This window comes from Microbacterium sp. SORGH_AS_0862 (assembly GCF_030818795.1).
Taxonomy (GTDB): domain Bacteria; phylum Actinomycetota; class Actinomycetes; order Actinomycetales; family Microbacteriaceae; genus Microbacterium.
In genome coordinates this window covers 3,478,492-3,504,869 of sequence record NZ_JAUTAY010000001.1, presented here as the reverse complement: position 1 = coordinate 3,504,869, position 26,378 = coordinate 3,478,492, and the positions used below count along the sequence as shown (strand labels likewise).

Genomic DNA, 26,378 nt, shown 5'->3' with positions numbered 1-26,378 from the left:
GCGTCGTCAGCGTGATGAGCAACTGCTGCAGAAGACCGCGAGCGCGAAGGACGCCGTCGGCCTCGAGCGGGAGCTGGCGTCGCTGACTCGCCGACAGGACGAGCTCGAAGAGACGCAGTTGGAGCTCATGGAGCGTCTCGAAGCTGCGGAGGCTGCCGTTGCTGAGCAGCAGCAGCTCGTGGCCGCGAACAACGACGAAGGATCGCGCCTCTCGGCGGAGGCGAAGGAGACCGTGGAGACCGCGGCGGCTCTCGAACAGCAGCTGGGTCGTGACCGCGCCGCTGTCGCAGGCTCCGTTCCGGAGCAGCTCCTCGCGCTGTACGAGAAGCTGGCGACCCGCTCGGCGGGAGCGGCGCTGTTCCAGGCCCGCACCTGCGGCGGCTGCCACATGATGCTCTCCGGCACCGATCTCGCAGCCCTGCGACAGGTGGCCGACGACGTCGTGGCGACGTGCCCGGAGTGCGGCTGCATCCTCGTGCGCACCGCCGAGTCGGGATTGTGATCCGCCGCGGTCGGATGAGATGACCGGCCGCGATGGCACGCCGTCGTCGTGGCGCATCGTCGCCGCGGACGGCGTCCGTGAGGTGTCCGACGACGCGCCGTCGCCCGCCCGATGGGTGTGGGCCGACACCGGCGTGAGCTACCCCGCGATGCTCGCGGCGGGGGAGCGCGTCGCGAGGGCGTGGGATGTGCGGCTCGCGCGCCGCATCCTGCGCCACAGTCCGCTGAGCCCCTCGAGTGTGCCGTGGAGCGCGAGTGACAGGTGGGATCTCGCTCCGACCGTCCCGGACGGAGGCGAGGCGTTGTTCGCGTTCGACGAGGTACCCGCCTTCGGTCTCGATGAGGTCGAGGCGGAGTGGCGCGCCCAGCAGGGGGTGGTCGCCGCATCCCACGACCCGGGACGGTTGACGCTGCTCATCACGGCCGAATCGGCGGGCGCACTCGTCGCCGCAGAGATGCACGCGGCCGGGTTGCCCTGGCATCGCGCGACACACGAGCGGATCCTGGTCGACACGCTCGGCCGTCGTCCGGTGGGCGGCGGTGCGCCCGAGCGCATGCGCGAGGTGGGCGAGCGGGTGCGTACAGCGCTCGGTGACGCGTCGCTGTCACTGGACTCGCCGCCGCGAGTGCTGCGAGCGCTGCATCGAGCCGGACTGACGGTCGGCTCGACCAGCAAGTGGGAGCTCGCACACGTCGAGCATCCCGTCGTCGAGCCACTGCTCGAGTACAAGAAGCTCGCAAGGCTCTACACGGCGAACGGCTGGGCGTGGCTCGACGAGTGGGTACGCGATGACCGCTTTCGCCCCGTGTACGTGCCGGCAGGCGTGGTGACCGGTCGATGGGCCTCGAGCGGCGGCGGAGCGCTGCAGATCCCGAGGCAGTTGCGTCCCGCCGTGCGTCCCGATTCAGGCTGGGTCATCGTGGATGCGGATGTGGCCCAGCTCGAGCCACGGGTGCTGGCCGCGACGTCGCGCGACACTCGAATGGCGGAGGCGGCACGTGGGCGGGACCTCTACGAAGGGATCGTCGCGACGGGCGCGGTCGCGACCCGCGAGGAGGCCAAATATGCGGTCCTCGGCGCGATGTACGGCGCGACCACCGGCGACAGCGGACGCCTCGTGCCGCGTCTGCGCAAGACGTTCCCGACCGCGATGGCGCTCGTCGACGATGCGGCAGTCGCCGGTGAGGACGGCCGCGGGGTGGCCACCTGGCTCGGACGCGGCACGCCCGACGCGGAGGCGCCGTGGCTCGCGCTGCAGTCGCGGGCCAGCGAGGCGGATGCGGAGCCGGGCGTGCGCGAGGGCGCGCTGCGCGCAGCCAGGGAACGCGGGCGCTTCACGAGGAACTTCGTCGTGCAGGGCACGGCGGCCGAGTGGGCGTTGTGCTGGCTCGCCGAGATCCGGCGGCGTCTCGACGCGCTGCCACCTGCCGCCGGCACGCCCGCGGCCGCATCCGGCCCAGCCTTCGCGGATCGTGCGCACCTCGTCTTCTTCCTTCACGACGAGGTGATGGTGCACGCGCCGCAGGAGCAGGCGCAGGCGGCGGCGCAGGCAGTGGTCGAGGCCGCCGAGGCGGCCGGACGCCTGCTGTTCGGCACGTTTCCGATCGACTTCCCGCTGGATGTCGAGGTCATCCGCCACGAGCCGGAGGATGCGGTTCGCCCCCGGTAGACTCGACACGCGAATGGGTCGGCTGGACGGTCGCGTCGCGGGCAACCGCGCCGAGGAACGTCCGGGCTCCGTAGGGCAGGGCGGTGGGTAACACCCACCCGGAGCAATCCGCGAGACAGTGCCACAGAGAGCAGACCGCCCGGGCTTCGGCCCGGGTAAGGGTGAAAGGGTGGTGTAAGAGACCACCGGGGTCGTGGTGACACGACCCGCAAGGTAAACCTCGTCCGGAGCAAGGCCAGACAGGGGATGATGACGCGGCTCGCCGAGTCCCCGGGTAGGCCGCTGGAGCGGCACGGCAACGTGTCGCCGAGAGAGATGACCGTCCACGGGGCGAAAGCCCCCGGACAGAACCCGGCGTACAGGCCGGCCCATTCGCCCCGCCCGCCGCAGACCTAGACCGCGTGCGACTGGGCGTAGATCCTCTGGCGGAGTTCGTCGAGCCGCCGGTTCACCGCGGCGACCTGATCGTCGGTGACGGCGTGCCCGTTGGCCGGATGGATGATCAGATCGCTGAAGCTGCCCATCCCGCCGAACACGCCGCGCACATCGCGGGGATCGCCACCCAAGGCGATGCGGTCGGCGGCGCGCGCCGCCCACTGCGCCCAGTAGGTCTCGCCCACCGAGGCGAGCAGCGTGTTGAGCTCGCGGAGGGACTGCTCCAAGGGGGTGTCGCCCATCGTGCCGGTGCCGGCCGGTCACTGACCGGTGACGGTCTCCTCGAGATCCGGCTCGACGCCCAGCGAGAGCGCTGCCGCGCCGATGATCCCGGCGTTGTTGCGGTGTACGGCGGGGACGATCGGCGTGCGGAGATCGAGCAGGTGCAGGAACTTGTCCGCGTGCTTGGACACCCCGCCGCCGACGATGAACAGGTCGGGGCTGAACAGGAACTCGACGTGCGAGTAGTACCACTGCAGGCGTTCGGCCCACGCTTCCCAGCTCAGCTCGTCGCGCTCCATGGCGGAGTAGGCGGCGTACGCCTCGGCATCCTTGCCGTGCTTCGCACGCTGTAGGTGGCCGAGTTCGCTGTTGGGGATGAGGACGTCGTTGTAGATGACGGCCGATCCGATACCGGTGCCGAGGGTCGTGAGGATCGTGAGTCCGTCGACGCCCTTCGCGGCACCGAAGCGCATCTCGGCGACGCCGGCCACATCCGCGTCGTTGGCGAAGTGGATGTCGCGGCCGAGCCCCTCCTCGAAGAACTCCTCGGCGGGGAAGTCGATCCACTTGTCGGACACGTTCGCCGCCGACAGCGTGCGACCGTTCTTGACGATCGCGGGGAAGGCCACGCCGAGCGGGTAGTCGGAGTCCGCGACCTCGAGCGTGTCGAGCACGCTGCGCACGGCAGCCAGAACGTCCTTCGGCTCTGCGCCGGAAGGTGTGGACACCTTGATCCGGTCGCTGATCAGCTCGCCCTTGTCGAGGTCGACGATTCCACCCTTGATACCGGTTCCGCCGATGTCGATACCCACCGCGCGAGACTTCTGTGCTGCCATGGTTTCAGCCTATCCAGCACACGGGTCGCGATCAGTAGGATCGTCTCGAGAGCGATGAGGAGTCTGCCGTGAGCGAAGACAGCGAGAAGTACTGGTACAACCTCACCACCGGCGAGGTGGAGCGAGGTTTCGAGTCCCCGGCGATCGACCGCGCCGGTCCGTTCGACACCGCGGAAGAGGCGGCGAACGCCCCCGAGTTGATCAAGCAGCGCTCCGCGCAGTGGGCGGCTGACGACGCCCTCGAAAACGACTGACGCGCCTCTCGGAGCGCACCCCCATCACGTGATCGGGCCCTGTGGGGCCGGGAGGAAAAGCATGGACAAGCAGCGCGATTTCGTACTGCGCACGATCGAAGAGCGCGGCGTCAAGTTCATCCGCCTCTGGTTCACCGACGTGATCGGAACGCTGAAGTCGGTGGCGATCGCCCCCGCCGAGGTCGAGGGAGCCTTCACCGAGGGCCTCGGTTTCGACGGTTCCGCGATCGAAGGCCTCACGCGCACGTTCGAGTCCGACCTGCTCGCCCACCCGGATCCCACGACGTTCCAGATCCTGCCGTGGCGCGGCGAGATCGACCCGACCGCGCGCATGTTCTGCGACATCACGACGCCCGACGGCCAGCCGGCCGTCGCCGACCCGCGTCACGTCCTCAAGCGCACGCTCGCGAAGGCCTCGGATGCGGGATTCACGTTCTACACGCATCCGGAGATCGAGTTCTACCTGCTCAAGTCCTCCACCTACGGCCCCGATGGCCCCGAGCCGGTCGATTCCGCAGGCTACTTCGACAACGTTCCCGGAGGAACGGCACACGACTTCCGTCGCCGCTCGGTGCGGATGCTGGAAGACCTCGGCATCTCCGTCGAGTTCAGCCACCACGAGGGCGGTCCGGGGCAGAACGAGATCGACCTGCGCTACGCCGATGCGCTGGCCACGGCCGACAACATCATGACGTTCCGCACGGTCATCAAGGAGGTGGCGATCGAGCAGGGCGTCTACGCGACCTTCATGCCGAAGCCGCTCAGCGGGCAGCCGGGCAGCGGTATGCACACGCACATGTCGCTGTTCGAGGGTGACCGCAACGCGTTCTACGAAGAGGGCGCGCAGTACCAGCTCTCCAAGGTCGGCCGTCAGTTCATCGCCGGCCTGCTGCGTCACGCCAACGAGATCTCGGCCGTCACGAACCAGTTCGTGAACTCGTACAAGCGCCTGTGGGGCGGCGACGAGGCGCCCAGCTTCATCAGCTGGGGCCACAACAACCGTTCGGCGCTCGTGCGCGTGCCGCTCTACAAGCCCAACAAGGGCGGCTCCTCGCGCGTGGAGTACCGTGCCCTCGACTCGGCCGCCAACCCGTACCTCGCGTACGCCCTGATGCTGGCCGCCGGCCTCAAGGGCATCGAGGAGGGCTACGAGCTGCCGCCGGAGGCCGAGGACAACGTGTGGTCGCTCACGGATTCCGAGCGCCGCGCGCTCGGGTACGCGCCGCTTCCCGCGAGCCTCGATCAGGCGTTGCAGTACATGGAGGAGTCGGAGCTCGTCGCCGAGACACTGGGCGAGACCGTGTTCACCTACGTGCTCGCCAACAAGCGCCGCGAGTGGGCGGGCTACCGTTCGCAGGTGACGCCCTTCGAGCTGCAGAGCAACCTCGAGATGCTCTGAGCCGGCGATGGCCGGCACGGAGCGCTCCTCGAGCCGAACGGACCTCGTCCGGCTCGGACTCGGCGACCTCGACGCGGCGGAGCGGGCGTTCGATGAGCTCGTCGAGCTGCTGGCGCTCGGCCGCTCCGAGGTGATCGCCGATCTCGGCTTCGCCGCCGATCCCGACGGCGCGCTGCGCAGCGCGAGCAGGATCGCCCGGCGCAATCCCGATGCGGTCACGGCGACCTTGCGCGACCCGCACGCGCGCCGGGTCTTCTGGCTGCTGCTCGGCGCGTCGGATGGTTTCGGTGAGTTCTACCTGCGCCACCCGGAAGAACTCGCAGACCTCGCGACCGCGGGCGAGATCCTGCCGCGCGCCGATGAGATGCAGCGAGATCTGCAGGAGTCGGTCGGGGCGCAGGACGGCTTCGCCTCATCCGGGGACGAGTCCGCGTGGGTCGCACTGCGCGTGCGCTACCGTCGGCTGCTGGCACGCATCGCGGCCTTCGATCTGCGGGCGCCGGATGCGATCGATGTGCTGCCCGAGGTCGCGGCTGCCCTCGCGGATGCGGCGGGCGCCGCGCTCGAGGCATCGCTGAGCGTGGCCCGCACCCGCATTTCGCAGGGCAGACCCGGAGGTCTGTTCCCCCGGGAACAGGTCGCGGCCACCCGGCTCTCGATCATCGGCATGGGCAAGACCGGCGCACGCGAACTGAACTATGTCAGCGACGTCGATGTCATCTTCGTGTGCGGTGCCGCCGAGGGCGCCGAGGAGGAGTGGGGCGCCAGTCGCATCATCGACATCGCGACGCGCCTCGCCGTGCAGACCATGCAGGGAATCTCGGGGATCGAGATCGAACCGCCTCTGTGGGAGGTCGACGCGAACCTGCGACCCGAGGGCAAGCAGGGCGCTCTGGTGCGCACCCTCGAGTCCCACCTGTCGTACTACGACCGTTGGGCGGGCAGTTGGGAGTTCCAGGCGCTCCTGAAGGCGCGGCCGCTCGCCGGCGATCTGGATCTCGGTCGCGAGTACGTCGCCGCGGTACAGCCCAAGGTGTGGACGAGCGCCGCCCGCGAGAACTTCGTCGACAGCGTGCAGCGGATGCGCGAGCGCGTGACGGACCACATCCCGGCGCACGAGGTGCCGCTGCAGATCAAGCTCGGGCCCGGCGGCATCCGCGACATCGAGTTCACCGTGCAGCTGCTCCAGCTCGTGCACGGGCTCACCGACGACCGCATTCGCCAGCGGGGCACACTGGACGCATTGGATGCGCTCGTCGCTGAGGGCTACATCGGGCGCGCCGAGGCGGCGGCCTTCGCTCGCGACTATCGGTTCCTCCGTGTGCTCGAGCACCGATTGCAGCTGCGCGGCCTTCGTCGCACCCACCTCATGCCGGAGAAGGACGACGATCGCCGCGTGCTCGCGCGCGCGAGCGGCGTCGCCGACAGCGCCGCCGGAGTCACCGCCGAGTGGGAGCGGGTGAAACGCGAGGTGCGCGACATCCACGTGCGCCTGTTCTACCGACCGCTCCTCTCCGCCGTCGCAGCCCTCCCGGAGGGAGAGCGCACGTTGTCTGCCGCGCAGGCGCACGATCGTCTGGCGGCCATCGGTTTCCAGGACCCGGCCGGAGCGCTCCGGCACATCGCGGCGCTGACGAGCGGGATCAGCCGCAAGGCCACGATCCAGCGCCACCTCATGCCGATCATGATCCGGTGGTTCGCCGACGGCGTCGACCCCGATTACGGCCTGCTCGCCTTCCGCCGCATCAGCGAGCGGCTGGGGGACACCCCGTGGTTCCTGCGTCTGCTGCGGGACTCGTCGGCGGCGGCCGAGAGTCTCACCCGCGTGCTGTCGGGCTCTCGCTACATCGGCGAGCTCATGGAGTGGATCCCGGAAGCGGCGGCCTGGCTGGACGACCCCGAACTCCTGCGCCCGCGCAGCGGCGTCGCCCTGCAGACGGAGGCCCGCGCGATCCAGACGCGGCATGACAGCCTCGACGACGCGATGCCGTTCGTTCGCGCGCTGCGACGACGGGAGCTGCTGCGCACGGCGATGGCTGCCGTTCTGGGTGTGCTCACGATCGAGGAGCTCGCCGACTCGCTCAGCACGATCACCGAGGTCACGATCCAGGCGACGCTACGTGCCGTGCGTCGTGAGGCCGTGCCGCCCGAAGACGACGCGCTCGACTTCTCGGTCATCGCGATGGGGCGCTTCGGCGGGCGCGAGCTCGGTTTCGGCTCGGATGCGGACGTGCTGTACGTCTACCGGGCGAACGGCGTCGACCCGGAACGTGCGCACGCGCTGTCGCTGAAGCTCGTTCAGGGTCTGCGCACCCATTCCGAGGATCACCGCGTTCCGCTCGATCTCGACGCGGACCTGCGCCCGGAGGGACGCAACGGTCCGCTCGTGCGGTCGCTGGACTCGTACGCGGAGTACTACGGTCGGTGGTCGCTGTCGTGGGAGGCGCAGGCCCTGCTTCGCGCCCGCGGCGTCGCGGGCAGCGTGAAGCTCATCGACGCGTTCACGGCGCTGGCCGACCGCGTGCGGTACCCCGTGCGCGCCGACCCGCAGGGCGTCCGTGAGATCAAGCGCATCAAGGCGCGGGTCGAGAGCGAGCGGCTTCCGCAGGGCGTCGATCCGTCGCGCCATCTCAAGCTCGGTCCCGGCGGGCTCAGCGACGTGGAGTGGCTCGTCCAGCTGCTGCAGCTGCAACACGCACACGCCGTGCCGGCGCTGCGCACGACCTCGACGACGGACGCACTGCGCACGGCCGGAGAAGCGGGGCTTCTGCCCGAGAGTGCCGTTCCACGCCTGCACGAGGCCTGGCGGCTCGCCAGTCGCCTGCGTTCGGCCAACACCCTGTTGTCGGCGCAGACGAGTGATGTCCTCCCTGCCGACCGCCGCCGCCTCGACGGCATCGGACGGCTCTTGGAGTATCCGCCGCGTTCGGCATCGCGTGTCGAGGAGGACTGGATGCGGGCGGCCCGCCTGTCGCGGCGCGTGTTCGAGAAGCAGTTCTACGGGTGACCACCGACGTGGGGTGAGGCATCTCCGACCGGCTGCAACAATAGGGTCGTGCGCCGTTCCCGTCTTCCCCGCCTGCTGCGCGGGACGACGTCTGCGGCCGTGGCGACCTTCGTCGCGCTCCTCTCGCACGTCAGCGCCGGCGGTGCGGTGCCGGGGTGGCTCGGCATCCTGATCCCCTTCGTGTTGTCGCTCGCCGTCTGCACGGTCCTCACAGGGCGTCGCCTCTCGGTATGGCGCCTGTCGGCGGCCGTCCTGCTCAGTCAGGCACTGTTCCACACCCTCTTCGTCCTCGGGTCCTTCGCCGTGCCCGGTATGGGGCAGGAGCATCACGCGATGCACGGCATGGGTGACGCGCCGCCGACGTCGAGCGTCGGGACGATCGATGCTCTCCACGGCGATCCGGCGATGTGGCTCGGGCACGCCGTCGCCGCCGCCGTGACGATCCTCGCGCTGCACCGCGGGGAACGTTGCGTTCGTGCGCTCATCGAGTTGACGCGCACGCTGGTCGGGCGCCTCCGCATCCGCTTGGCCCTCGTCGTCGCGGACGTCGAAGCCGACGCTCCGCGCTTCTCGTCCGTCGCCTGCGCGCAGCAACGTCGGCCCCGTCAGAGGCTCTTCCTCCGAGACATCGCCCGTCGCGGCCCACCGCGACTTCACACGGTCTGATCACGCTGTCACGACGCGCTCGCGTCGTGTGCTGCGCTTCCGCCTGTCGTCGAGACAGGCGTCCCGTGTGGTGCGGCGCCTGCGCGCGCCGCTGTCGAAAGGTGTCCCATGTCCCTGTCGCGACGTATCGTCGCGGGGATCGTGGTGGCGTTCGCCGCCGTCTTGGCGGTGGCCGCCCCCGCGTCCGCTCACGATGAACTTCTCTCCTCCACGCCCGAGACCGGGCAACGACTCACCGAGGCTCCGACGCAGGTCACGTTGACCTTCTCCGCCGATGTGCTGGACACCGGCGCGGCGGTGATCGTCGCCGATGCCGAAGGGCATGACTGGGCGGCCACCGAGCCGGTGCTGGACGGGTCGACCGTCACCGTCGATCTACAGCCGGACATGCCGGCCGCAGGATACGAGGTGCGGTGGCGCGTGGTGTCGTCGGACGGGCATCCGATCGCGGGCACCGTCCCGTTCACGATCGGCGACGGGCCGCCTCTCGAGCACACGGCGCAGCCGACGGCGCCGAGCGCCGACGGCCAGGCGGCGCAGTCAGACGAGCCGACGGTCGACGAGGCCGGTCAGGAGAACGCCGGAGCGCTGCGCATCGCGTTCATCGGCGCCGCCGGCGCCGGCATTGCCGTCGCGCTCTTCGCACTCATCATCTTCCTCCGCCGCCGCTCCGACGCGCGCGGCACCGACGACGCAGAGCACTGAGCTCGCTCGTCCCGCTTTTGAAAGGCATACCCCTGTGAACACTCCCACCACTCGTATCCGCTTCACCGCAGCGCTCGCTCTCACCGCACTCGCCCTCGCGGGCTGTGCCGCCCAGGGCCAGCCGACCTCGGGCTCCGCCACCGCTGCCGAGGCGATCTCCGTCTCCGATGCCTGGGTCAAGTCCGCCGACTCCGGGATGTCGGCCGCGTTCGGCGAATTGAACAACGACGGCGATACCGACGTCACGGTGACCGCCGCGACGACGCCCGCCTCGTCGGCGGTCGAGCTCCACGAAACGGTCGAGAACGAGTCGGGGCAGATGGTGATGCGTCAGATCGAGGGCGGCTTCGTGATTCCCGCCCACGGCAGCCTCAGCCTCGCCCCCGGCGGCAACCACATCATGCTCATGGATCTGACCTCGCCCCTCGTCGCGGGTGACGACGTCACCCTCACCCTCACGTACGCGGACGGCACGAGCTCCCAGATCACCGCCCCGGTCAAGGATTACGCCGGAGCGAACGAGAACTACGAGGGCGGCGACATGGACATGAGCGGCGACAGCGGGATGAGCCACTGATGTCACGGCGCGATCCCGACGAGACCACGGTCCGGCATCGCGCCACCCGGCGACAGTTCCTCCTCGGAGGAGCTGTCGCCGGTATCGGCGCGGCGGCCGCGATCGCCATCGACGCTGCATTCCAGGCGGCCCCGCCCGCGGCATCCGCCGTCCCACCCCTCAACGGGGAGACCACGGTGCCGTTCTACGGCGTGCATCAGGCCGGAATCGACACGGATGCGCAGTCGCACGCGGTCTTCGTGGCCTTGGACCTGAAGCCTGACGTCGGTCGAGACGGCCTGCGCCGACTCATGCGCACGTTGAGCGACGACGCCGCGCGGATGACGCAGGGTGAGCCGGCGCTCGCAGACTCAGAGCCCGAGCTCGCGCTGGCGCCGGCCCGCCTCACGGTGACGTTTGCGTTCGGGCCGCGCTTCGTCGCGGTTGCGGGCGGCTCCGCCCCGGCGTGGCTGGCGCCTCTGCCTGCTTTCGGCATCGACCGGCTGCAGCCCGAGTACTGCGATGGGGACCTGCTGATACAAGTGGCGTCGGACGATCCGGTGACGCTCGCGCACGCGTCGCGGATGCTGCTGAAGGATGCGCGCAGCTTCGCGACCGTCCGGTGGACGCAGAACGGGTTCCGCCGCGCACACGGCACCGTGAAGCCCGGCACCACGATGCGCAATCTCTTCGGACAGGTCGACGGCACGGCCAATCCCGAACCCGGCACCGCCGATTTCGACGAGCTCGTGTGGCATCAGCGCGGATGGCTGGCCGGCGGCACCGGGGTGGTCGTGCGCCGCATCGCGATGGATCTGGACAAGTGGGATCGACTGGACCGTCCCGGACGCGACGAGTCCGTCGGCCGCTACCAGTCGAACGGTGCGCCGCTGACGGGGACGAACGAGCACGACGAGCCGGACTTCGAAGCGAAGACCCCCATCGGCTTCCCGGTCATCCCTGAGTTCTCGCACATGCGCCGTGCGCGCAGCGACGATCGCCGGGAGCGCATCTTCCGGCGCGGATACAACTACGACGACGCTCCCGCGGGTGGCGAGATCTCGCGTGCGGGTCTGGTGTTCGTCGCCTTCCAGGCGGATGTGGCGAGTCAGTTCGTGCCGTTGCAGCGGCGTCTCGACGAGCTCGACCTGCTGAACGAGTGGACGACGCCCATCGGGTCCGCGGTCTTCGCCGCTCCGCCCGGTTGCGCCGAGGGCGGGTTCATCGGCGAGACCCTGCTGTCGTGAGGAGCGAAGAGGTGACCGCTACACTCGTGCCTCCGCCGCAGGCACGCCCGCGCCGTCCGGCCCGTTCCCGCGGTGGCTGGTTCGGATCACTGCTGCTGCGGCTCCACTTCTACGCGGGGCTGCTCGTCGGTCCCTTCATCCTGGTGGCGGCGACGAGCGGGGCGCTGTACGCGATCGCCCCGACGCTCGATGAGCTCTTCTACGGGCATGAGCTTCATGCACCGGCGACTGCCACGTCGTTGTCGCTCGCGGAACAGATCATCGCGGCGGAGACGTATGCCGGTGAGGGCGCGGTGCTGACCGCCGTACGACCTGCTCCTGAGCCGGGCGATACGACCCGTGTCATGTTCGCCGGGGATGACCTTGGGGCCAGCGAGTCGCGTGCCGTGTTCGTCGACCCCGGGACGGGGGAGATCCGCGGCGACCTCACGGCATACGGTACGAGCGGGTCGCTCCCTGTGCGCACGTGGATCTCCAACCTCCACCGCAATCTCCACCTCGGTGAACCCGGACGCCTGTACAGCGAGCTGGCCGCATCCTGGCTCGCGATCATCGTGCTCGCGGGTGCGGTGCTGTGGGTCCATCGCATCCGCAAAGCGCGCGTCAAGCGAGAGCTCGTGATGCCCGCCGTGCGGCGAGGAGGGTACCGACGTCTGTTCAGCTGGCACGCATCCGTCGGTATCTGGGTGCTTCTCGGCGCTCTCATGCTCTCGGCGACCGGGATCACGTGGTCCACCTACGCCGGGGCGAATGTCTCCGCTCTGCGCGCGGCGATCGGAGGCGCGACACCAGTGCTGCAGACGGATCTCTCGGGTGCCGAGGCGGCGCCGGACGAGCACGCTGCTCATCACGGCGGCGCGGCGCGGATGCCGACGGGGGAGGCCAACCCTGCGACCTTCGAAGCCGTCCTTGCGATCGCACGTCGGATCAACGTCGACACGGGCGAAGTGGAGATCAAGCCTCCCGCGGCGTCCGGACAGGCGTGGACGGTCACAGAGATCAAGCGTTCCTTCCCCACGCAAGCGGATGCGGTCGCGATCGACGGTGCGACGATGCAGGTGGTCTCACGGGTGGACTTCGCCCAGTTCCCGCTGCTGGCGAAGCTCGCCAGGTGGGGCATCGACCTGCATATGGGCGTGCTCTTCGGATGGGTGAACCAGCTCGCGTTGCTGTTCATCGCCGTCGGCATCGGGACGCTCGTCGTGCTCGGCTACGCGATGTGGTGGACAGGCGGGAACAAGCGGTGGGGATCTGCACCGGCACGAGGTGGGTTGCGCGCCGCGCCCTGGTGGGGCGTGCTCTCGGTTGTCGCGATCGCGGGGCTGATCGGCTGGTGGCTGCCGCTCGTCGGATATCCGCTGATCGCTTTCGTCGTCATCGACGTGCTTCTCGGTCTGCGAACGCGAATACGTGCGTGCTGAAAGCGCCGGATCGTCAACCCCCTCCGGTGACCGCGGGGGCGCGCCTACGTTCGCCGAATGACAGAACAGCATGACGTTCTCCGGACGACCCAGCACGGTTCGGAGGTCACGCCGCTCCGCATCCGCCGACTGCCCGGAGACGCCACCGTCTCGCTCTGGCGTGAGGGCTACACCTTCGGGACGCGTCGCTTCGAGCGCTTCGACACGCAGGCGTTCCGCACCCGCATCCTTGGGCGATCGACATTGGTGATGCGTGGTGTGGACGCGGTGCGGTTCTTCTACGGGGAGGATCGTTTCGATCGAGGCGGCGTGGTACCTCGGTCAGTGCTGCACTCGCTGCAGGACGAGGGCAGCGTGCAGACCCTGGCGGGCGACGATCACCATGCGCGCAAAGAGGTCTTCCTCGATCTGGCGTTCGCACCTCGCTCGCGCCAGCCGCTCGTGCGCATCTTCCAGGAACTGCTTGCGGAGGAGATGGACCGCGCTGTCGGCCAGCACGATCACGACGTCCTGAAATGGCTGACGCGGATCCTCACGGCCACGGCATTGACCTGGGTGGGTCTGCCCTATGACGAGCGCTCGTTGCGAGAGCGTGCGGTCGAGTTCGACGCGATGATCGACGGCGCAGGTTCCTTCGGGGTGCGCAACGCGCGAGGACGCAGGTATCGGCGACGGACGGAACGCTGGGCGCGCCAGATCGTCGACGATGTCGCGGATGAGCGCTGGAACAACATGGTCGTGGCCCACATTCTGACGCACACCGGGGACCGCGACGTGGCGATGGTGGAGCTGCTGAACGTCGTGCGACCCGTCGTCGCCGTCGCCCGATTCGCGGCCTTCGCGGCGCTCGCCCTCTGGACATACCCCGAGGCCCGCGCCGTCGCAGCGGTGTCGGATGCGGGTGCGCGCTCGGTGGCGCAGGAAGTGCGGCGTACCGCGCCCTTCTTCCCCCTCATCGGGGGAGTGGCGACGCGGGAACTGGCCTGGCGGGGCGTGCGATTCTCACCCGGTGATCGCGTGATCGTCGACCTGTTCGCCACGAATCGTGACCCGCGCCACTGGCCTGCGGCGAGGTCCTTCGACGCACAGCGCTTCGTGGACGGGCGCGGCGAAGACGACATCGTCGCACAAGGAGCGGGTAGCTGGAGCGACGGGCATCGGTGTCCGGGGGAGCCGGCGACCGTCGACCTGTTGTCAGCCTTCGTGAGTGAGCTGGCCGCGCGACGCTGGGAAGCGCCGCATCAGGACCTCGGGGTGTCCTTGTCCCGTCTGCCGGCAAGGGCCGGTCGCCCCGGCATCCGCATCCGTATGCTGGACGGCAACCGCTGAGCGTGTTCGCAGCGCCCGGCGCGATGCACAGCGACACGAAGACGACCGGGGGAACGATGTCCGATCCGCAGCAACCGTCCGAGCCGCACACGGCGGCGCCCGACGGCTCTCTCCAGCCGGAACCGATGGTCGGCGGGCCGCAGCCGGCACCGCAGACGGGGTACCCGGCGCAACCGGCTCCCGGCTCCGGCGCGTATCAGGCCGGACAACCGCCCTATGGCGTACCGCCCCAGCCCCACGGGGCTCCGCCGCAGCCGACGTACCCGGGATACGCGCCGCCGGCGTATCCGCCGGCGCAGGGCTACGGCCGGCCGCCCGCACAGGGCTATGCGCCCGCTCCGGGCTATGGGCCACCCCCGCAGACGCCCGGCTACCCGCCTGCACTGAGTTACGGCCAGCCGCAGGTCGGGTATGCGCCTCAGCCCCGCTACCCGGCCCCGCACCAGGCCACGCCGACGGCGGACGGTGCCCCGTCCAACAACCCCGCACTGTGGTCGATGATCCTCGGCGCGATCTCCGCCGCATCCCTGCTCAGCCTGCTGATCCCCTTCCTCGGGTTCTTCATCGTGATCATGACGTTCCCGCTGAGCATCTGCTCCGTGGCGCTCGGCTACGCGGGCCTGTCGAAGGCGAAGCGCACGGGAGGCGTCGGTCGCACGAACGCCATCATCGGCATGATCCTCGGCCACATCGTGCTGCTGCTCGCGATCGCGGTCGGCATCTTCCTGTTGATGGCGCTCATTGCCGCCATGAGCGGCGGTTCGTTCGGCTGAGCCGAACGACGAAGAACCGCCCCGGCACATGCCGGGGCGGTTCTTCGTCGAAAGCGCGAAGCTCTCGGCGTCAGACGCCGAAGTAGAGCTCGTACTCGAAGGGGTGCGGGCGCTGAGCGATCGGCTGGATCTCGTTCTCGATCTTGTACTCGATCCAGGTCTCGATGAGCTCCTCGGTGAAGACACCGCCCTGCAGCAGGAACTCGTGGTCGGCGCGCAGCGCCTCGAGCGAGTCGAGCAGCGAGTTCGGCACCTGCGGGATGCCCTTGGCCTCCTCGGGGGGAAGCTCGTAGAGGTCCTTGTCGACCGGCTCGTGCGGCTCGATGCGGTTCTTGATGCCGTCGAGGCCGGCCATGAGCTGCGCGGCGAAGGCGAGGTACGGGTTGCCCGAGGCGTCGGGCGCGCGGAACTCGATGCGCTTGGCCTTGGGGTTGGTGCCCGTGATCGGGATGCGGATGGCCGCCGAGCGGTTTCCGGCCGAGTAGACCAGGTTGACCGGAGCCTCGAAGCCCTTCACCAGGCGGTGGTAGCTGTTCAGCGTGGGGTTCGTGAAGGCGAGGACGGCGGGGGCGTGCGCGAGGATGCCGCCGATGTACCAGCGGGCGATGTCGGACAGCCCGCCGTAGCCCTTCTCGTCGTAGAACAGCGGCTTGCCGTCGTTCCACAGCGACTGGTGCGTGTGCATGCCGGAGCCGTTGTCACCGAAGAGCGGCTTGGGCATGAAGGTCGCGACCTTGCCCCACTGCTCGGCGACGTTCTTGACGATGTACTTGAACTTCAGGATGTCGTCGGCCGCGTGCACCATGGTGTCGAAGCGGTAGTTGATCTCCTGCTGGCCGCCGGTACCCACCTCGTGGTGCGCGCGCTCGAGGATCAGACCCGCCTCGATGAGGCGCAGGCTGATGTCGTCGCGGAGATCCGCCGTCTTGTCGACGGGGGAGACCGGGAAGTAACCGCCCTTGTACGGAGTCTTGTTGGCCAGGTTGCCGCCCTCTTCGGCGCGGCCCGTGTTCCAGGCGCCCTCTTCGGAATCGACCGAGTAGAAGCTCGAGTTCTGCTTCACCTCGTAGCGGACGTCGTCGAAGATGTAGAACTCCGCCTCGGGGGCGAAGAACGCGGTGTCGGCGATGCCGGTGGACGCGAGGTACTTCTCGGCCTTCTTGGCGACCTGACGGGGATCCTTCGAGTAGATCTCGCCGTTGCGCGGGTTGTAGATGTCGAAGACCATGACGAGCGTCTTCGCCTCGCGGAACGGGTCGAGGTACGCGGTCGACACGTCCGGGATGAGCTGCATGTCCGATTCGTGGATGTTCGCGAACCCGCGGATCGACGAGCCGTCGAACAGCTGACCGACGGTGAAGAACTCCTCGTCGACGGTGGACGCGGGGATGTTGAAGTGCTGCTGCACACCAGGGAGATCCGTGAAGCGGATGTCGAGGAACTTGACGTCCTCGTCCTTGATGAACTTCAGCACCTCGGATGAATCACTGAACATGGAGACTCCAGAGGTAGGGCATTTCGGGAAGTTCCGCCCGCCACGGCGGGCTGATCCGACGCTATCGATCGGGCGTTGCTCGCCAGTGTCCCATATGTTTCCGGGATGTTACGGGTGCCCGATTAGGGTTGATGCATGCCCGAGACCCCCGTCGAGTCCAGCTATCCCGGTGAGCGCCTCGGGCTGCCCCGTACCGGTTCGACCTCGGTCGCGCGTGTCGGCCGTCGCCTGCTCGCTCTGCTGATCGACTGGACGTGCGCCACGATCCTGGCCGTCGCGTTCCTCCGGTACGACCCGTGGGCGTTGCCGGGGGAAGCGGGGCTGTCGACCTTCGCGCCGATGCTGGTGTTCGCGCTCGTGCAGATCGTCTTCATCCCCCTGATCGGGGGAAGCCCGGGGCACCGCATCCTCGGGATGCGGCTGGTTCTCGTCCGCGGCGGATGGATCGGTCTATGGCGGCCGATCATCCGCACGGTACTGCTGCTGCTCGTCATCCCCGCCGTCGTCTGGGATGCCGACCAGCGCGGCCTGCACGATCAGGCTGCGGGCACCATCCTCATCCGCGTCTGAGGATCAGCGCGGGCGCTGAGCCCGCACGCGGTTGGGGTCGACGCCCTTCGGGATCGGCAGTGAGGTCAGCGACTGCGACACCGAGTCGATGCGCTTGATGACGGCGGCCATGGTGGTGCGGTCGATCTTCTTCGGCAGGGCCTTGATCGTGCTCGCGAGCTTCGCGATCGGAACCTCGTCGTCGCCGTGACCCACATAGAACACGGTCACGGGCACGCCGGAGGCGACGCGCTGCGCCTTGGAGCGCTCATCTGCGATGAGGCGCGTCAGGCGACCGCGTGCGCCCTCACCGACGAGAACGATGCCGCCGCGGCCGACGGCGCGGTAGACGGCCTCCTGCGTGCGGGGGTTGATGCCGACGGGCATCTCGCTGGCCTGCCAGCGGCGGCCGAGCGACACGGACATGACGCGTCCCGCCGCTCCCGGCATGCCGTCGATCTGCTTGTACATCGCGATGGTCGAGAGGCGCGTGGTCAGAATCAGCGAACCGAGGATGCCGGCGAACAGACCCGTGATGCCCCAGAGGATCACACTCCAGATGGCGAAGGGCGGGATGAGGAAGCCGACGCCCGCGCCGAGCGCGATGCCGAGCAGCACGATGCCGATCAGGGCGTACGGCAGCCAAGAGTACGCGTCCTTGGTGTAGCGGTAGAGGGTCTTCAACTGCGAGAAGAATCCGGGGCGCTTCTCGGGTGCGGAATCGCGGGCTGCCATACCCTCCAGCCTACCGGTGCCGTCCGATCTCTTCTCCCCATCCGCCGGCGGCGCACCGTGTCTGCTCCCGTCCCGCGACCGGAGCAGCGCGCTTCGTTCGAGCGGACACGATCGGAGTATGTCGTCGTCGCTCCTGCCCGCACCGCCGCCGTTGCGCCCGCTCATCGAGCCCGTCGTGCTGCGCTCCGTGGCCGCGGATGCGGCACCCTTCCGCGGAGACGTGGTCGTCCACGAGGGCGAGCCGGCCCTGGCGGTGCCGGTGGCCGCCGTCGAGGGCACAGGCATCTGGGCGGCCTCGGGCGAGCACGTCATGGCGCCGCTGGAGGTCGTGACGACGGCGGAGGGGCCACTCGTCCTGCTCCCGGCGGTCCGCTGCACGCTGGAGTCGCTGCTTCGACGGCGGGTGACGGTGGAGCCGGGCGAGGCGGTCACCATCGCCGTGAGCCTGCTCCGGGGCGTCGCGGCGGAGACGTCCGCGCATCCACGGGGCAGCTGTATCGGCACCTGGTGGCTGGACACCGCAGGGACCCCGCTCTTCGTCCACGCTCACGATGGCTCCACCGCTGCGGCGGGAGCGGCCGAGCTGATCGCGGCGCTCGATCCCGGTGACCACGAACTCGCTGTACGCGCGATCGGCGCGGCGGCCGGCGCGGCGCGCGACACCGCGCGGATCGTCAGGGGACTTCCCGCCCTGGAGGACGACTTGTTCGCCGCGGCGCGGCCGCAGGCAGTGCGCATCGACGGAGCATCCATCGGAGCGTCGATCACCCGCGCCCAGGCGCGCGCGGAGGCGAACCGGCCCACGTCGGCGTTGCGCCGACTGACCGTGGCGATGGACGGTTCGCTGAGTGACCTCGTCGCAGAGCGCATGGACGCCCTCCGTCAGCGGTGGCGTCGTCCCACGCCGGCGAAGAAGCCCCGATCCCGTCGGCCGGTGCTGCTCGTCGGGATCGGGGTCCTTGGCCTCGTCCTGGCGCTGGGGCTCCTGTGGCCGGAGCCCGGCGACGCGTCGCCCGAGACCGCTCCGTCCGGAGTCTCCCTCCCCACAGATGATGGCGGGGTCGTGGTGCCGCCCGTCGATACTCATGCCGTCGCGCCGGTGACGGACGACCCCGTTGCTGCGGCGACCGCGTTGCTCGCCGCATGGAACGCGTGCGGCGACGATGCCTGTCGACAGAAGCTGCAGGAAGCGCGGATCGACGCGGACCCGGCAGGTGCGGCGGGCGTCGCGAACGTATCGCTGACGGTCATCGACGATCTCGGCGATCTGACACTCTTGCGTGCCGACGATCCAAGCGGCCGAGCGGTGTCGCAGATCGTGGCGATCGTGCGCCAGAACGACGAATGGGTGCTGCGCGGCATCCATGATGTCGCGCAGCACCCATAGGTGCGGGAAGGGTCAGATCCCGAGGTCTCCGGCGAAGTCGGCCGTCTCGAGGCGCGTCTTCATCGCCGAGAGGAAGCGTGCCGCGTCCGCGCCGTCGATGATCCGGTGGTCGTACGAGAGCGCCAGGTACACGTAGGAGCGGACCGAGAACGCGTCCTTGCCGTCGACCGTCACGACGCCGGGGCGCTTGACGACGGTCCCCGTGCCGAGGATGGCGGACTGCGGCAGGAACACGACCGGGGTGTCGAACAGCGCGCCGCGGGAGCCCGTGTTCGTCACCGTGAACGTGCCGCCGGCGAGCTCGTCGGGCTTCAGCTTGTTGTCGCGCGTGCGGGCCGCGAGGTCAGCGATGTCGTGAGCGATCTGGGCGAGGTTCTTGTCGCCCGCCTCGCGCACGACCGGCGTGAGCAGACCGCGCTCCGTGTCGACCGCGATCGAGATGTTCTCGCTCGACGGGTAGACGATCTGCTCGCCGTCGACGGTCGCGTTGATGACGGGGTACGTCTTCAGCGCCTCGGCGGCTGCCAGGACGAAGAAGGGCAGGAAGGAGAGCTTGTCACCCGTCCTCTGCTGGAACTCGTTCTTCACGCCGTCGCGGAACAGCGCGACCTTCGTCACGTCGACCTCGACCACGGTCGTGAGCTGCGCAGTGGCCTGCATCGACTCGACGGCGCGCTTGGCGAGCACCTTGCGCAGACGCGACATGGGCTGCGTCGTGCCGCGGAGCTCGGAGACCTCGACGGGAGCCTTGGTCGCAGCCGGGGTCGCGGGTGCGGATGCCGCGACGGGAGCGGAAGCAGCCTCGGCCGCCTTGAGCACGTCCTCCTTGCGGATGCGGCCGCCGACGCCCGAGCCGGTGACGGTCGAGAGGTCGACGCCCTGCTGAGCGGCGAGGCGGCGCACCAGCGGCGTCACGTAGCCGGAGCCCTCGTCGCCCGAGGACTCGGCTGCGGGTGCCGGAGCAGCGGCCGGGGCAGGGGCGGGCGCCGAGGCAGCGGCCGGAGCCGGTGCGGCCGGAGCCGGTGCGGCAGCGGGGGCGGGTGTCGCGGGGGCCTCGGCCTCAGCCTCTTCGACGTCGACGGGCTTCTCCGTGGACGGAGCCTCGGGAGCGGCCTCGGCGGCCGGAGCAGCGCCGTCGCCGATGCGGGCGAGCGGGCTTCCGACCGCGACCGTCTCGTCCTCCTGGACGAGGATGGCCTGCAGCGTGCCGGCGAACGGCGCGGGGATCTCGGTGTCGACCTTGTCGGTGGAGATCTCGAGCAGCGGCTCGTCCACGGCGACCTCGTCGCCCACGGCCTTGAGCCAGCGGGTGACGGTGCCCTCGGTGACGCTCTCGCCGAGCTCGGGCAGAACGACGTCACGGCCGCCGGATGCGGCGGGAGCGGCCGAGGGGGCGGCCTCCTCCGCGGCAGGTGCCGGCGCGGCGGCCGGAGCAGCCTCGGCGGCGGGCTCGGGAGCGGCGGCCACCTCGGGCTCGGCGGCGGGCGCTGCCGCGGCGGAACCGTCGCCGATCTTGGCGAGGACGGCGCCCACCTCGACGGTGTCGTCCTCCTGGAAGAAGATCTCTTCGATGACGCCGCTGACCGGCGAGGGGATCTCGGTGTCGACCTTGTCGGTGGAGATCTCGAGCAGACCCTCGTCCGCCTCCACCGTGTCACCCACATTCTTGAGCCAGCGGGTGACCGTTCCCTCGGTGACGCTCTCGCCGAGAGCGGGGAGGACAACGGAAGTGCTCATGGGATTTGCTCCTTCGAACTGCGATATCGGTGTCTAGCTTAGTGAAGCCGAAGCCTCATAGCGTGTGCAGGGGCTTGCCTGCCAGAGCCAGGAACGCTTCGGACAGCGCCTCGCTCTGAGTGGGGTGCGCGTGGATGAACGGGACGACATCCTCGGGGTGTGCATCCCAGCCGATCACCAGCTGCGCCTCGGTGATCAGCTCGCCCACGCGCGGACCCGCGAGATGGACGCCCACCACGGGGCCGTCGACGCGCCGGATCACCCGCGCGACACCGCCGCCGCCCAGGATCTCGGTGCGTGCGTTGCCCGCCAGGTTGTAGTCGACGACGCGGATGCCGTCGGCGCCGTAACGCTCCTCGGCCGCCTGGCGCGTGATGCCGACCGACGCGAGTTCGGGCGAGCTGTAGACCACGCGCGGCACGAGCTCGTCCGAGACGACCGTCGGCTCCTGGCCCGCGATCCTCTCGGCCACGGCGATGCCGTGCTGGAACCCGCGGTGAGCGAGCTGCGGGCCCGCCACGATGTCGCCGACGGCCCAGATTCCGGGGACGGCAGTACGCAGCCGCTCGTCGACGACGACGAAGCCGCGATCGAGAACGACCCCGACCTCCTCGAGTCCGATCCCGTCGGCGGCGGGTTCACGCCCCACCGCCACCAGCAGGTAATCGCCGGTCAGAACGCTTCCGTCCGCCAGCTCCACGTGCACGTGCTGCGCATCCTGCGTGACGGCGGCGAAGGGCGACCCGAGCCGGGTCTGGATGCCGCGACGGCGGAACGCGCGGGCGAGCTGCTGGCGCAGGATCTCATCCTCCGCGGGGACGAGGCTGTCGGCAGCCTCGACGACCGTGACCTCGGCGCCGAGGGAGCGCCACAGGCTGGCGAACTCCACGCCGATGACGCCTCCGCCCAGCACGATCGCCTGCGACGGAACCTCATCGAGCTCGAGGGCCGTCTCACTGGAGAGGATGCGGCCGCCGAGCTCGATCCCGAGGGTGCGGGTGCGAGCGCCGGTGGCGACGATGATGTCGGTGGCTGCGATCTTCTCGCCCCCTACCTCGACGACACCGGGGGAGGCGATCCGGCCGCGGCCGGGCACGATCTCCACCCCACGCGCCGCCAGCAGTCCCTGCAGGCCCTTGTACTTCTTCGCGACCAGATCGCTGCGGAATGCGTGCATCGCGGGCACATCGATCGCATCGAGGGTCGCCTTCACGCCCAACGAGGGTCCTTCGCGGACCGCGTCCGCCGTCTCCCCGACGTGCAGGAGCGCCTTCGTGGGCACGCATCCTCGGTGCAGGCACGTGCCGCCGACCTTGTCCGCTTCGATGACGACGACCTTCTTGCCCAGCTCCGCGGCGCGCAGAGCGGCCGCATAGCCTCCGCTGCCGCCGCCGATGATGGCGACGTCGGTGCTGCGGGCGGTCACCGCGAGGGTCCGGTGACGAGGTCGATGAGGCTGCGAACGGTGGCTGCGGTGGGGCCCTTGTCGGTGAAGCCGTAGCCCGCGCCCTTGTTCATCCCGACGCCCGCGATGTCGAGGTGCACCCACGGGATGCGCGGCGAATCGGGACCGTCGATGCGCCCGACGAACCGCTGCAGGAACAATCCGGCGAACAGCGAACCCGCCGCCGGGTCGCCGATCTTGGCGTTGACCATGTCGGCGATCGGGGAATCGAGCTCCTCCTCCATGTGCGCCGGGAGGGGCAGGCGCCACGAGAGCTCGGAGACCCGATCGGCGGACGCGAGGTACTCGGCGACCGCGTCGTCGGAACCCATGACGCCGGTGAGGCGGGTGCCGAGCGCGACGGTGATGGCGCCTGTCAGGGTGGCGACGTCGACGATCAGATCGGGGTTCTCGCGGCTGGCCGCGACGAGGCCGTCGCCCAGGACGAGGCGGCCCTCCGCATCCGTGTTCAGCACTTCGACCGTTGTCCCGTCCGCCATGCGCAGGACGTCGCCCGGGCGGGTCGCGCGGCCGGACGGCATGTTGTCGGCGATGCAGAGCCACGCCGTCACGCGGGTGTCTGCGGCGAGCTGAGCCGCTGCGCGGACGACGGCGAGGACGGTCGCGGCACCGCACATGTCGTACTTCATGCCGACCATGGATGCTGCGGGCTTGAGCGAGAGGCCGCCGGTGTCGAACGTGATGCCCTTGCCGACGAGCGCGATGTGCCGCTTGGGATCGGCGGGGGAGTAATCGAGGCGGACGAGTCGCGGCGGACGGTCGGAGCCCTGCCCGACGCCGAGGATCCCGCCGAAGCCCTCCTCGCGCAGGCGCACCTCGTCGTAGACCTCGACGGTGATCGGGAGGTCTGCCACCAGCTCGATGGCCTGATCCGCCAGATCCGCCGGACCGAGCCACTCGGCGGGGGTCGACACGAGGTCCTTAACCACGGCGGCGGCGGATGCGGTCGCCCGCGCGGCGGCCAGGTCTGCCTCGGAACCGTCGGCGTGCACGGTCACCGACTCGGCGCGGGTCTTTCCCGTCGAGCTCTTGTAGCCCGCGAAGCGATATCCACCGAGACCCGCACCTTCCGCGAGTTCGCGTGCTCCGCCGGTCACCGACGGGGCGGCGAGCGAGAGCGAGGTGAAGCCGGCGAGCGTCCGCACGCCCGCGCCCGCCGCGAACCGCAGCGCCCCGCGGTCGGGGGAGGCACCGGTGCCGACGACGGCGACCGGGATGGAGGGAAGCCCTGCCACTCCGGGGAGGACCACGCGCTGCACGGCACCTGCGGCGCCGGTGAAGCCCACCGCATCCAGCGTGTCGCGCATCGCTTGCCCGAGTCCGTCCTCGTAGAACGCATCGTCGAGCGGAGGCAGCGCCAGCAGCAGCGCGTCCGCGGTGCTGTCGGTGAGAGGGGCCGAGGTGAAGTGCAGATCCGGGAACGGCATGACTCCATCCTAAGGACGCCGACGCGAGTAGAGACGGCCCAGCGCGTCCGTCGCGTCTTCGCAGACTCGTACCATGGAGTAATGTCCTGGACCCCGCCGCTGTACGTGAGCGTCGATGACGCGCCCGCGGTGCCCACCGGGTTGCCGCTCGTGATCCTGCTCACGGGATTCACGGATGCGGGTTCCGCCGTGTCGCAGTCGATCGCGTATCTGCGCGACGAGGCGAGTCCCGCCGTGCTGCTGCGCTTCGAGAACGACGTCCTGCTGGACTACCGTGCGCGCAGGCCGCAGATCACCTTCGACGCCGACCACCTCACCGACTACCGTCCCGCGCGTCTCGAACTCTCGCTGGCCTACGACGCCCTTTCGCGCCCCTTCCTGCTTCTTGCCGGCTACGAGCCCGACTTCGCGTGGGAGGCGTTCGTCAACGCCGTCGTGGGCGCGGCGACGGCGTTCGCCGTCTCATCGGTCACGTGGGTGCACGCGATCGGCATGCCGGTGCCGCACACGCGCCCCTTGGGAACGACGGTCTCGGGCAACCGTGCCGCGCTCACCGAGGCGCACTCGGTCTGGAAGCCGCACACGACGGTGCCCGCGACGGTGGGTCATCTGCTCGAGTATCGCTTCGTCGCCGCTGGACACTCCGTCGCCGGCTTCGTGCTGCTGGTTCCGCACTATCTGAGCGACACCGAGTACCCGGCATCCGCCATCACGGCACTCGACAGCATCACGGCAGCCACGGGCCTCGTCTTCGCGGTCGACGACCTACGAGAGCAGAACGAGGACTTCCTGTCGAAGGTCGGCGAGCAGGTGGGGGCGAGCGACGAGCTCACGACCATGCTCACGGGCCTGGAGGAGCGCTACGACGCCTACATGGCAGGTGCAACGCTGGCCACGCCGCTGCTGCACGAGGCGGATCTGCCCAGTGCGGACGAGATCGCGGCCGAGCTGGAACGCTTCCTCGCCAACGGCTCCCCAGACGACGATCAACGAGGACCGAGTTTCGGCTGACGCCGGGCGCCGGGGGAATGCAGGGGGAACCGGGGGTGTTGTCAAGAGGAGCAGGCCGCGCGTGTAAAGCCGCGGTCGGGGGTATGAGACAATAGAGCACCGGCCCGTTGTCGATCAAGGAGTTTACCGCTCCGGACTTGACAAGGGTCTTACTCGTGTTCGAGAACGACCGGCGTGATCGCGTCGGTGAAAGGTGAACCGTGACTCCTGGCACGAAGACCGAATCCCGCTCGCGGAAGACCGCGACGCCGGGTGACGAGGAGGTCGTCGACACGGCGACCGAGACCGCGGCGCCGGCCAAGAAGGCGCCCGCGAAGAAGGCTCCGGCCAAGAAGGCACCTGCCAAGAAGGCGCCTGCCAAGAAGAAGGCCGCGGCCGACGACGAGGAAGAGTTCGAGGACGACGTCGACGTGGACGTCGAGGTCGACGACAGCGACGACGCCGAAGAGGGCGACGAGCAGCCGACTGCGGGCGACAAGAAGAGCGCCAAGGCGTCCGACGACGATGCGGAGGACGAAGACGGCGAGAACACCAAGCCCGCCTTCAGCGAGCCGCTTCCGACCGGTGCGATCGTCATCTCGTCGAGTGACGAGGACGACGTCCCTGTCTATTCGACGCAGATCACCGGTGCCACCGCCGATCCCGTCAAGGACTACCTGAAGCAGATCGGTAAGGTCCCGCTGCTGAACGCGGCCGAAGAGGTCGAGCTCGCCATGCGGATCGAGGCGGGCCTGTTCGCCGAAGAGAAGCTGTCGAAGATGTCGACGGCCGAGAAGTCGACGCAGCTCGGACTCGACCTGCAGTGGGTCGCTCGCGACGGACAGCGTGCGAAGAGCCACCTGCTGGGCGCGAACCTGCGTCTGGTCGTCTCGCTCGCGAAGCGCTACACCGGACGCGGCATGCAGTTCCTGGATCTCATCCAGGAGGGCAACCTCGGCCTCATCCGCGCCGTCGAGAAGTTCGACTACACCAAGGGCTTCAAGTTCTCGACCTACGCGACGTGGTGGATCCGTCAGGCCATCACGCGCGCGATGGCGGACCAGGCTCGCACCATCCGTATCCCGGTCCACATGGTCGAGGTCATCAACAAGCTCGCCCGCGTGCAGCGCCAGATGCTCCAGGACCTGGGTCGCGAGCCCACGCCTGAGGAGCTCAGTCGTGAGCTCGACATGACCCCCGAGAAGGTCATCGAGGTGCAGAAGTACGGTCGTGAGCCGATTTCGCTGCACACGCCGCTGGGCGAAGACGGCGACAGCGAGTTCGGTGATCTCATCGAGGACACCGAGGCGGTGGTCCCCGCCGATGCGGTGGGCTTCACCATGCTGCAGCGGCAGCTCGAGTCTCTGCTGGACTCGCTCAGCGAGCGCGAAGCGGGTGTCATCCGCATGCGTTTCGGTCTCGGCGACGGACAGCCCAAGACCCTCGACCAGATCGGCGACACGTTCGGTGTGACCCGCGAGCGGATCCGTCAGATCGAGTCGAAGACGATGGCGAAGCTGCGGCACCCCAGCCGTTCGCAGTCGCTGCGCGACTACCTGGAGTGATCGGGGC

General features: G+C 69.4%; 23 protein-coding genes and 1 other RNA gene. 17 read left to right on the top strand and 7 right to left on the bottom strand.

What is annotated here, in order from left to right:
• The 3 genes from QE377_RS17270 to rnpB all read left to right on the top strand — a co-directional run.
• Positions 1–502 (top strand): zinc ribbon domain-containing protein (locus QE377_RS17270; RefSeq protein WP_307325790.1); only part of this gene is annotated, 502 nt, incomplete at its 5' end.
• A 19-nt stretch (positions 503–521) separates the two neighbouring features.
• Positions 522–2,171, top strand: a complete 1,650-nt coding sequence (locus QE377_RS17265) for a bifunctional 3'-5' exonuclease/DNA polymerase (protein ID WP_307325788.1) — start codon at positions 522–524, stop codon at positions 2,169–2,171.
• Between the two features lie 14 nt (positions 2,172–2,185).
• Positions 2,186–2,546: RNase P RNA component class A (rnpB, locus tag QE377_RS17260), an RNA gene on the top strand.
• Between the two features lie 17 nt (positions 2,547–2,563).
• Here the strand turns inward: rnpB and QE377_RS17255 are convergent.
• Positions 2,564–2,848, bottom strand: coding sequence for a hypothetical protein (locus QE377_RS17255; protein WP_307325786.1), 285 nt, complete (start codon positions 2,846–2,848; stop codon positions 2,564–2,566).
• A gap of 18 nt (positions 2,849–2,866) precedes the next feature.
• Positions 2,867–3,664, bottom strand: a complete 798-nt coding sequence (gene ppgK, locus QE377_RS17250; protein WP_307325784.1) for a polyphosphate--glucose phosphotransferase — start codon at positions 3,662–3,664, stop codon at positions 2,867–2,869.
• 68 nt (positions 3,665–3,732) lie between these two features.
• Between ppgK and QE377_RS17245 the strand changes: the two genes are divergently transcribed.
• The 10 genes from QE377_RS17245 to QE377_RS17200 all read left to right on the top strand — a co-directional run bounded on the left by QE377_RS17245 (position 3,733) and on the right by QE377_RS17200 (position 15,021).
• Entirely contained in the window at positions 3,733–3,918 is a 186-nt protein-coding gene (locus QE377_RS17245) for an SPOR domain-containing protein (RefSeq protein WP_137416882.1), read from the top strand.
• Positions 3,919–3,979: 61 nt separating this feature from the next.
• Entirely contained in the window at positions 3,980–5,317 is a 1,338-nt protein-coding gene (locus QE377_RS17240) for a glutamine synthetase family protein (protein ID WP_307325783.1), read from the top strand.
• 7 nt (positions 5,318–5,324) lie between these two features.
• The gene (locus QE377_RS17235) at positions 5,325–8,324 is read left to right on the top strand and encodes a bifunctional [glutamine synthetase] adenylyltransferase/[glutamine synthetase]-adenylyl-L-tyrosine phosphorylase (RefSeq protein WP_307325781.1); all 3,000 of its coding nucleotides are present in this window, start codon (positions 5,325–5,327) and stop codon (positions 8,322–8,324) included.
• Between the two features lie 48 nt (positions 8,325–8,372).
• The gene (locus QE377_RS17230; RefSeq protein ID WP_307325779.1) at positions 8,373–8,990 is read left to right on the top strand and encodes a hypothetical protein; all 618 of its coding nucleotides are present in this window, start codon (positions 8,373–8,375) and stop codon (positions 8,988–8,990) included.
• A 108-nt stretch (positions 8,991–9,098) separates the two neighbouring features.
• Positions 9,099–9,695, top strand: a complete 597-nt coding sequence (locus QE377_RS17225; protein ID WP_307325777.1) for a copper resistance CopC family protein — start codon at positions 9,099–9,101, stop codon at positions 9,693–9,695.
• A gap of 34 nt (positions 9,696–9,729) precedes the next feature.
• Positions 9,730–10,272 carry a copper chaperone PCu(A)C gene (locus QE377_RS17220; protein WP_307325775.1) on the top strand — a complete coding sequence of 181 codons (543 nt, stop codon included), beginning with the start codon at positions 9,730–9,732 and terminating at the stop codon, positions 10,270–10,272.
• A complete protein-coding gene (locus QE377_RS17215) occupies positions 10,272–11,498 on the top strand; it encodes a Dyp-type peroxidase (RefSeq protein WP_307325773.1) in 1,227 nt (408 codons plus the stop codon). Before QE377_RS17220 ends, QE377_RS17215 begins: the two co-directional genes overlap by 1 nt.
• An 11-nt stretch (positions 11,499–11,509) precedes the next feature.
• Positions 11,510–12,919, top strand: a complete 1,410-nt coding sequence (locus QE377_RS17210; RefSeq protein WP_307325771.1) for a PepSY domain-containing protein — start codon at positions 11,510–11,512, stop codon at positions 12,917–12,919.
• 57 nt (positions 12,920–12,976) lie between these two features.
• Positions 12,977–14,248, top strand: coding sequence for a cytochrome P450 (locus QE377_RS17205; protein ID WP_307325768.1), 1,272 nt, complete (start codon positions 12,977–12,979; stop codon positions 14,246–14,248).
• 56 nt (positions 14,249–14,304) lie between these two features.
• Positions 14,305–15,021: a DUF4190 domain-containing protein gene (locus QE377_RS17200; RefSeq protein ID WP_307325766.1), complete on the top strand. Its 717-nt coding sequence runs from the start codon at positions 14,305–14,307 to the stop codon at positions 15,019–15,021.
• A 70-nt stretch (positions 15,022–15,091) separates the two neighbouring features.
• Here the strand turns inward: QE377_RS17200 and glnA are convergent, their stop codons facing one another.
• Positions 15,092–16,516, bottom strand: a complete 1,425-nt coding sequence (gene glnA, locus QE377_RS17195) for a type I glutamate--ammonia ligase (protein WP_137416890.1) — start codon at positions 16,514–16,516, stop codon at positions 15,092–15,094.
• Between the two features lie 135 nt (positions 16,517–16,651).
• Here glnA and QE377_RS17190 point away from each other — a divergent pair, with 135 nt between their 5' ends.
• Positions 16,652–17,086 carry an RDD family protein gene (locus tag QE377_RS17190; protein WP_307325763.1) on the top strand — a complete coding sequence of 145 codons (435 nt, stop codon included), beginning with the start codon at positions 16,652–16,654 and terminating at the stop codon, positions 17,084–17,086.
• A gap of 3 nt (positions 17,087–17,089) precedes the next feature.
• Here QE377_RS17190 and QE377_RS17185 read toward each other — a convergent pair whose 3' ends face one another.
• Positions 17,090–17,800, bottom strand: a complete 711-nt coding sequence (locus QE377_RS17185) for a DUF4191 domain-containing protein (RefSeq protein WP_307325761.1) — start codon at positions 17,798–17,800, stop codon at positions 17,090–17,092.
• 118 nt (positions 17,801–17,918) lie between these two features.
• Here QE377_RS17185 and QE377_RS17180 point away from each other — a divergent pair, with 118 nt between their 5' ends.
• On the top strand, positions 17,919–19,187 hold the full coding sequence (locus QE377_RS17180) for a hypothetical protein (RefSeq protein ID WP_307325759.1): 1,269 nt from the start codon (positions 17,919–17,921) through the stop codon (positions 19,185–19,187).
• 12 nt (positions 19,188–19,199) lie between these two features.
• Here QE377_RS17180 and sucB read toward each other — a convergent pair whose 3' ends face one another.
• The 3 genes from sucB to QE377_RS17165 are packed head-to-tail and all read right to left on the bottom strand — an operon-like array spanning position 19,200 to position 23,816.
• On the bottom strand, positions 19,200–20,924 hold the full coding sequence (gene sucB / locus QE377_RS17175) for a 2-oxoglutarate dehydrogenase, E2 component, dihydrolipoamide succinyltransferase (RefSeq protein ID WP_307325757.1): 1,725 nt from the start codon (positions 20,922–20,924) through the stop codon (positions 19,200–19,202).
• A 55-nt stretch (positions 20,925–20,979) separates the two neighbouring features.
• Complete coding sequence (gene lpdA, locus QE377_RS17170; RefSeq protein WP_307325755.1) at positions 20,980–22,350, bottom strand: dihydrolipoyl dehydrogenase; 1,371 nt, start codon at positions 22,348–22,350, stop codon at positions 20,980–20,982.
• Positions 22,347–23,816, bottom strand: a complete 1,470-nt coding sequence (locus QE377_RS17165) for a leucyl aminopeptidase (RefSeq protein WP_307325753.1) — start codon at positions 23,814–23,816, stop codon at positions 22,347–22,349. Before QE377_RS17165 ends, lpdA begins: the two co-directional genes overlap by 4 nt.
• 81 nt (positions 23,817–23,897) lie before the next feature.
• On the opposite strand from QE377_RS17165, the gene QE377_RS17160 reads away from it, so the two are divergent.
• Entirely contained in the window at positions 23,898–24,827 is a 930-nt protein-coding gene (locus QE377_RS17160) for a proteasome assembly chaperone family protein (protein WP_307325751.1), read from the top strand.
• A gap of 200 nt (positions 24,828–25,027) precedes the next feature.
• Positions 25,028–26,371 carry an RNA polymerase sigma factor gene (locus tag QE377_RS17155; RefSeq protein ID WP_307325749.1) on the top strand — a complete coding sequence of 448 codons (1,344 nt, stop codon included), beginning with the start codon at positions 25,028–25,030 and terminating at the stop codon, positions 26,369–26,371.
• The last annotated feature ends 7 nt before the right edge of the window (positions 26,372–26,378 follow it).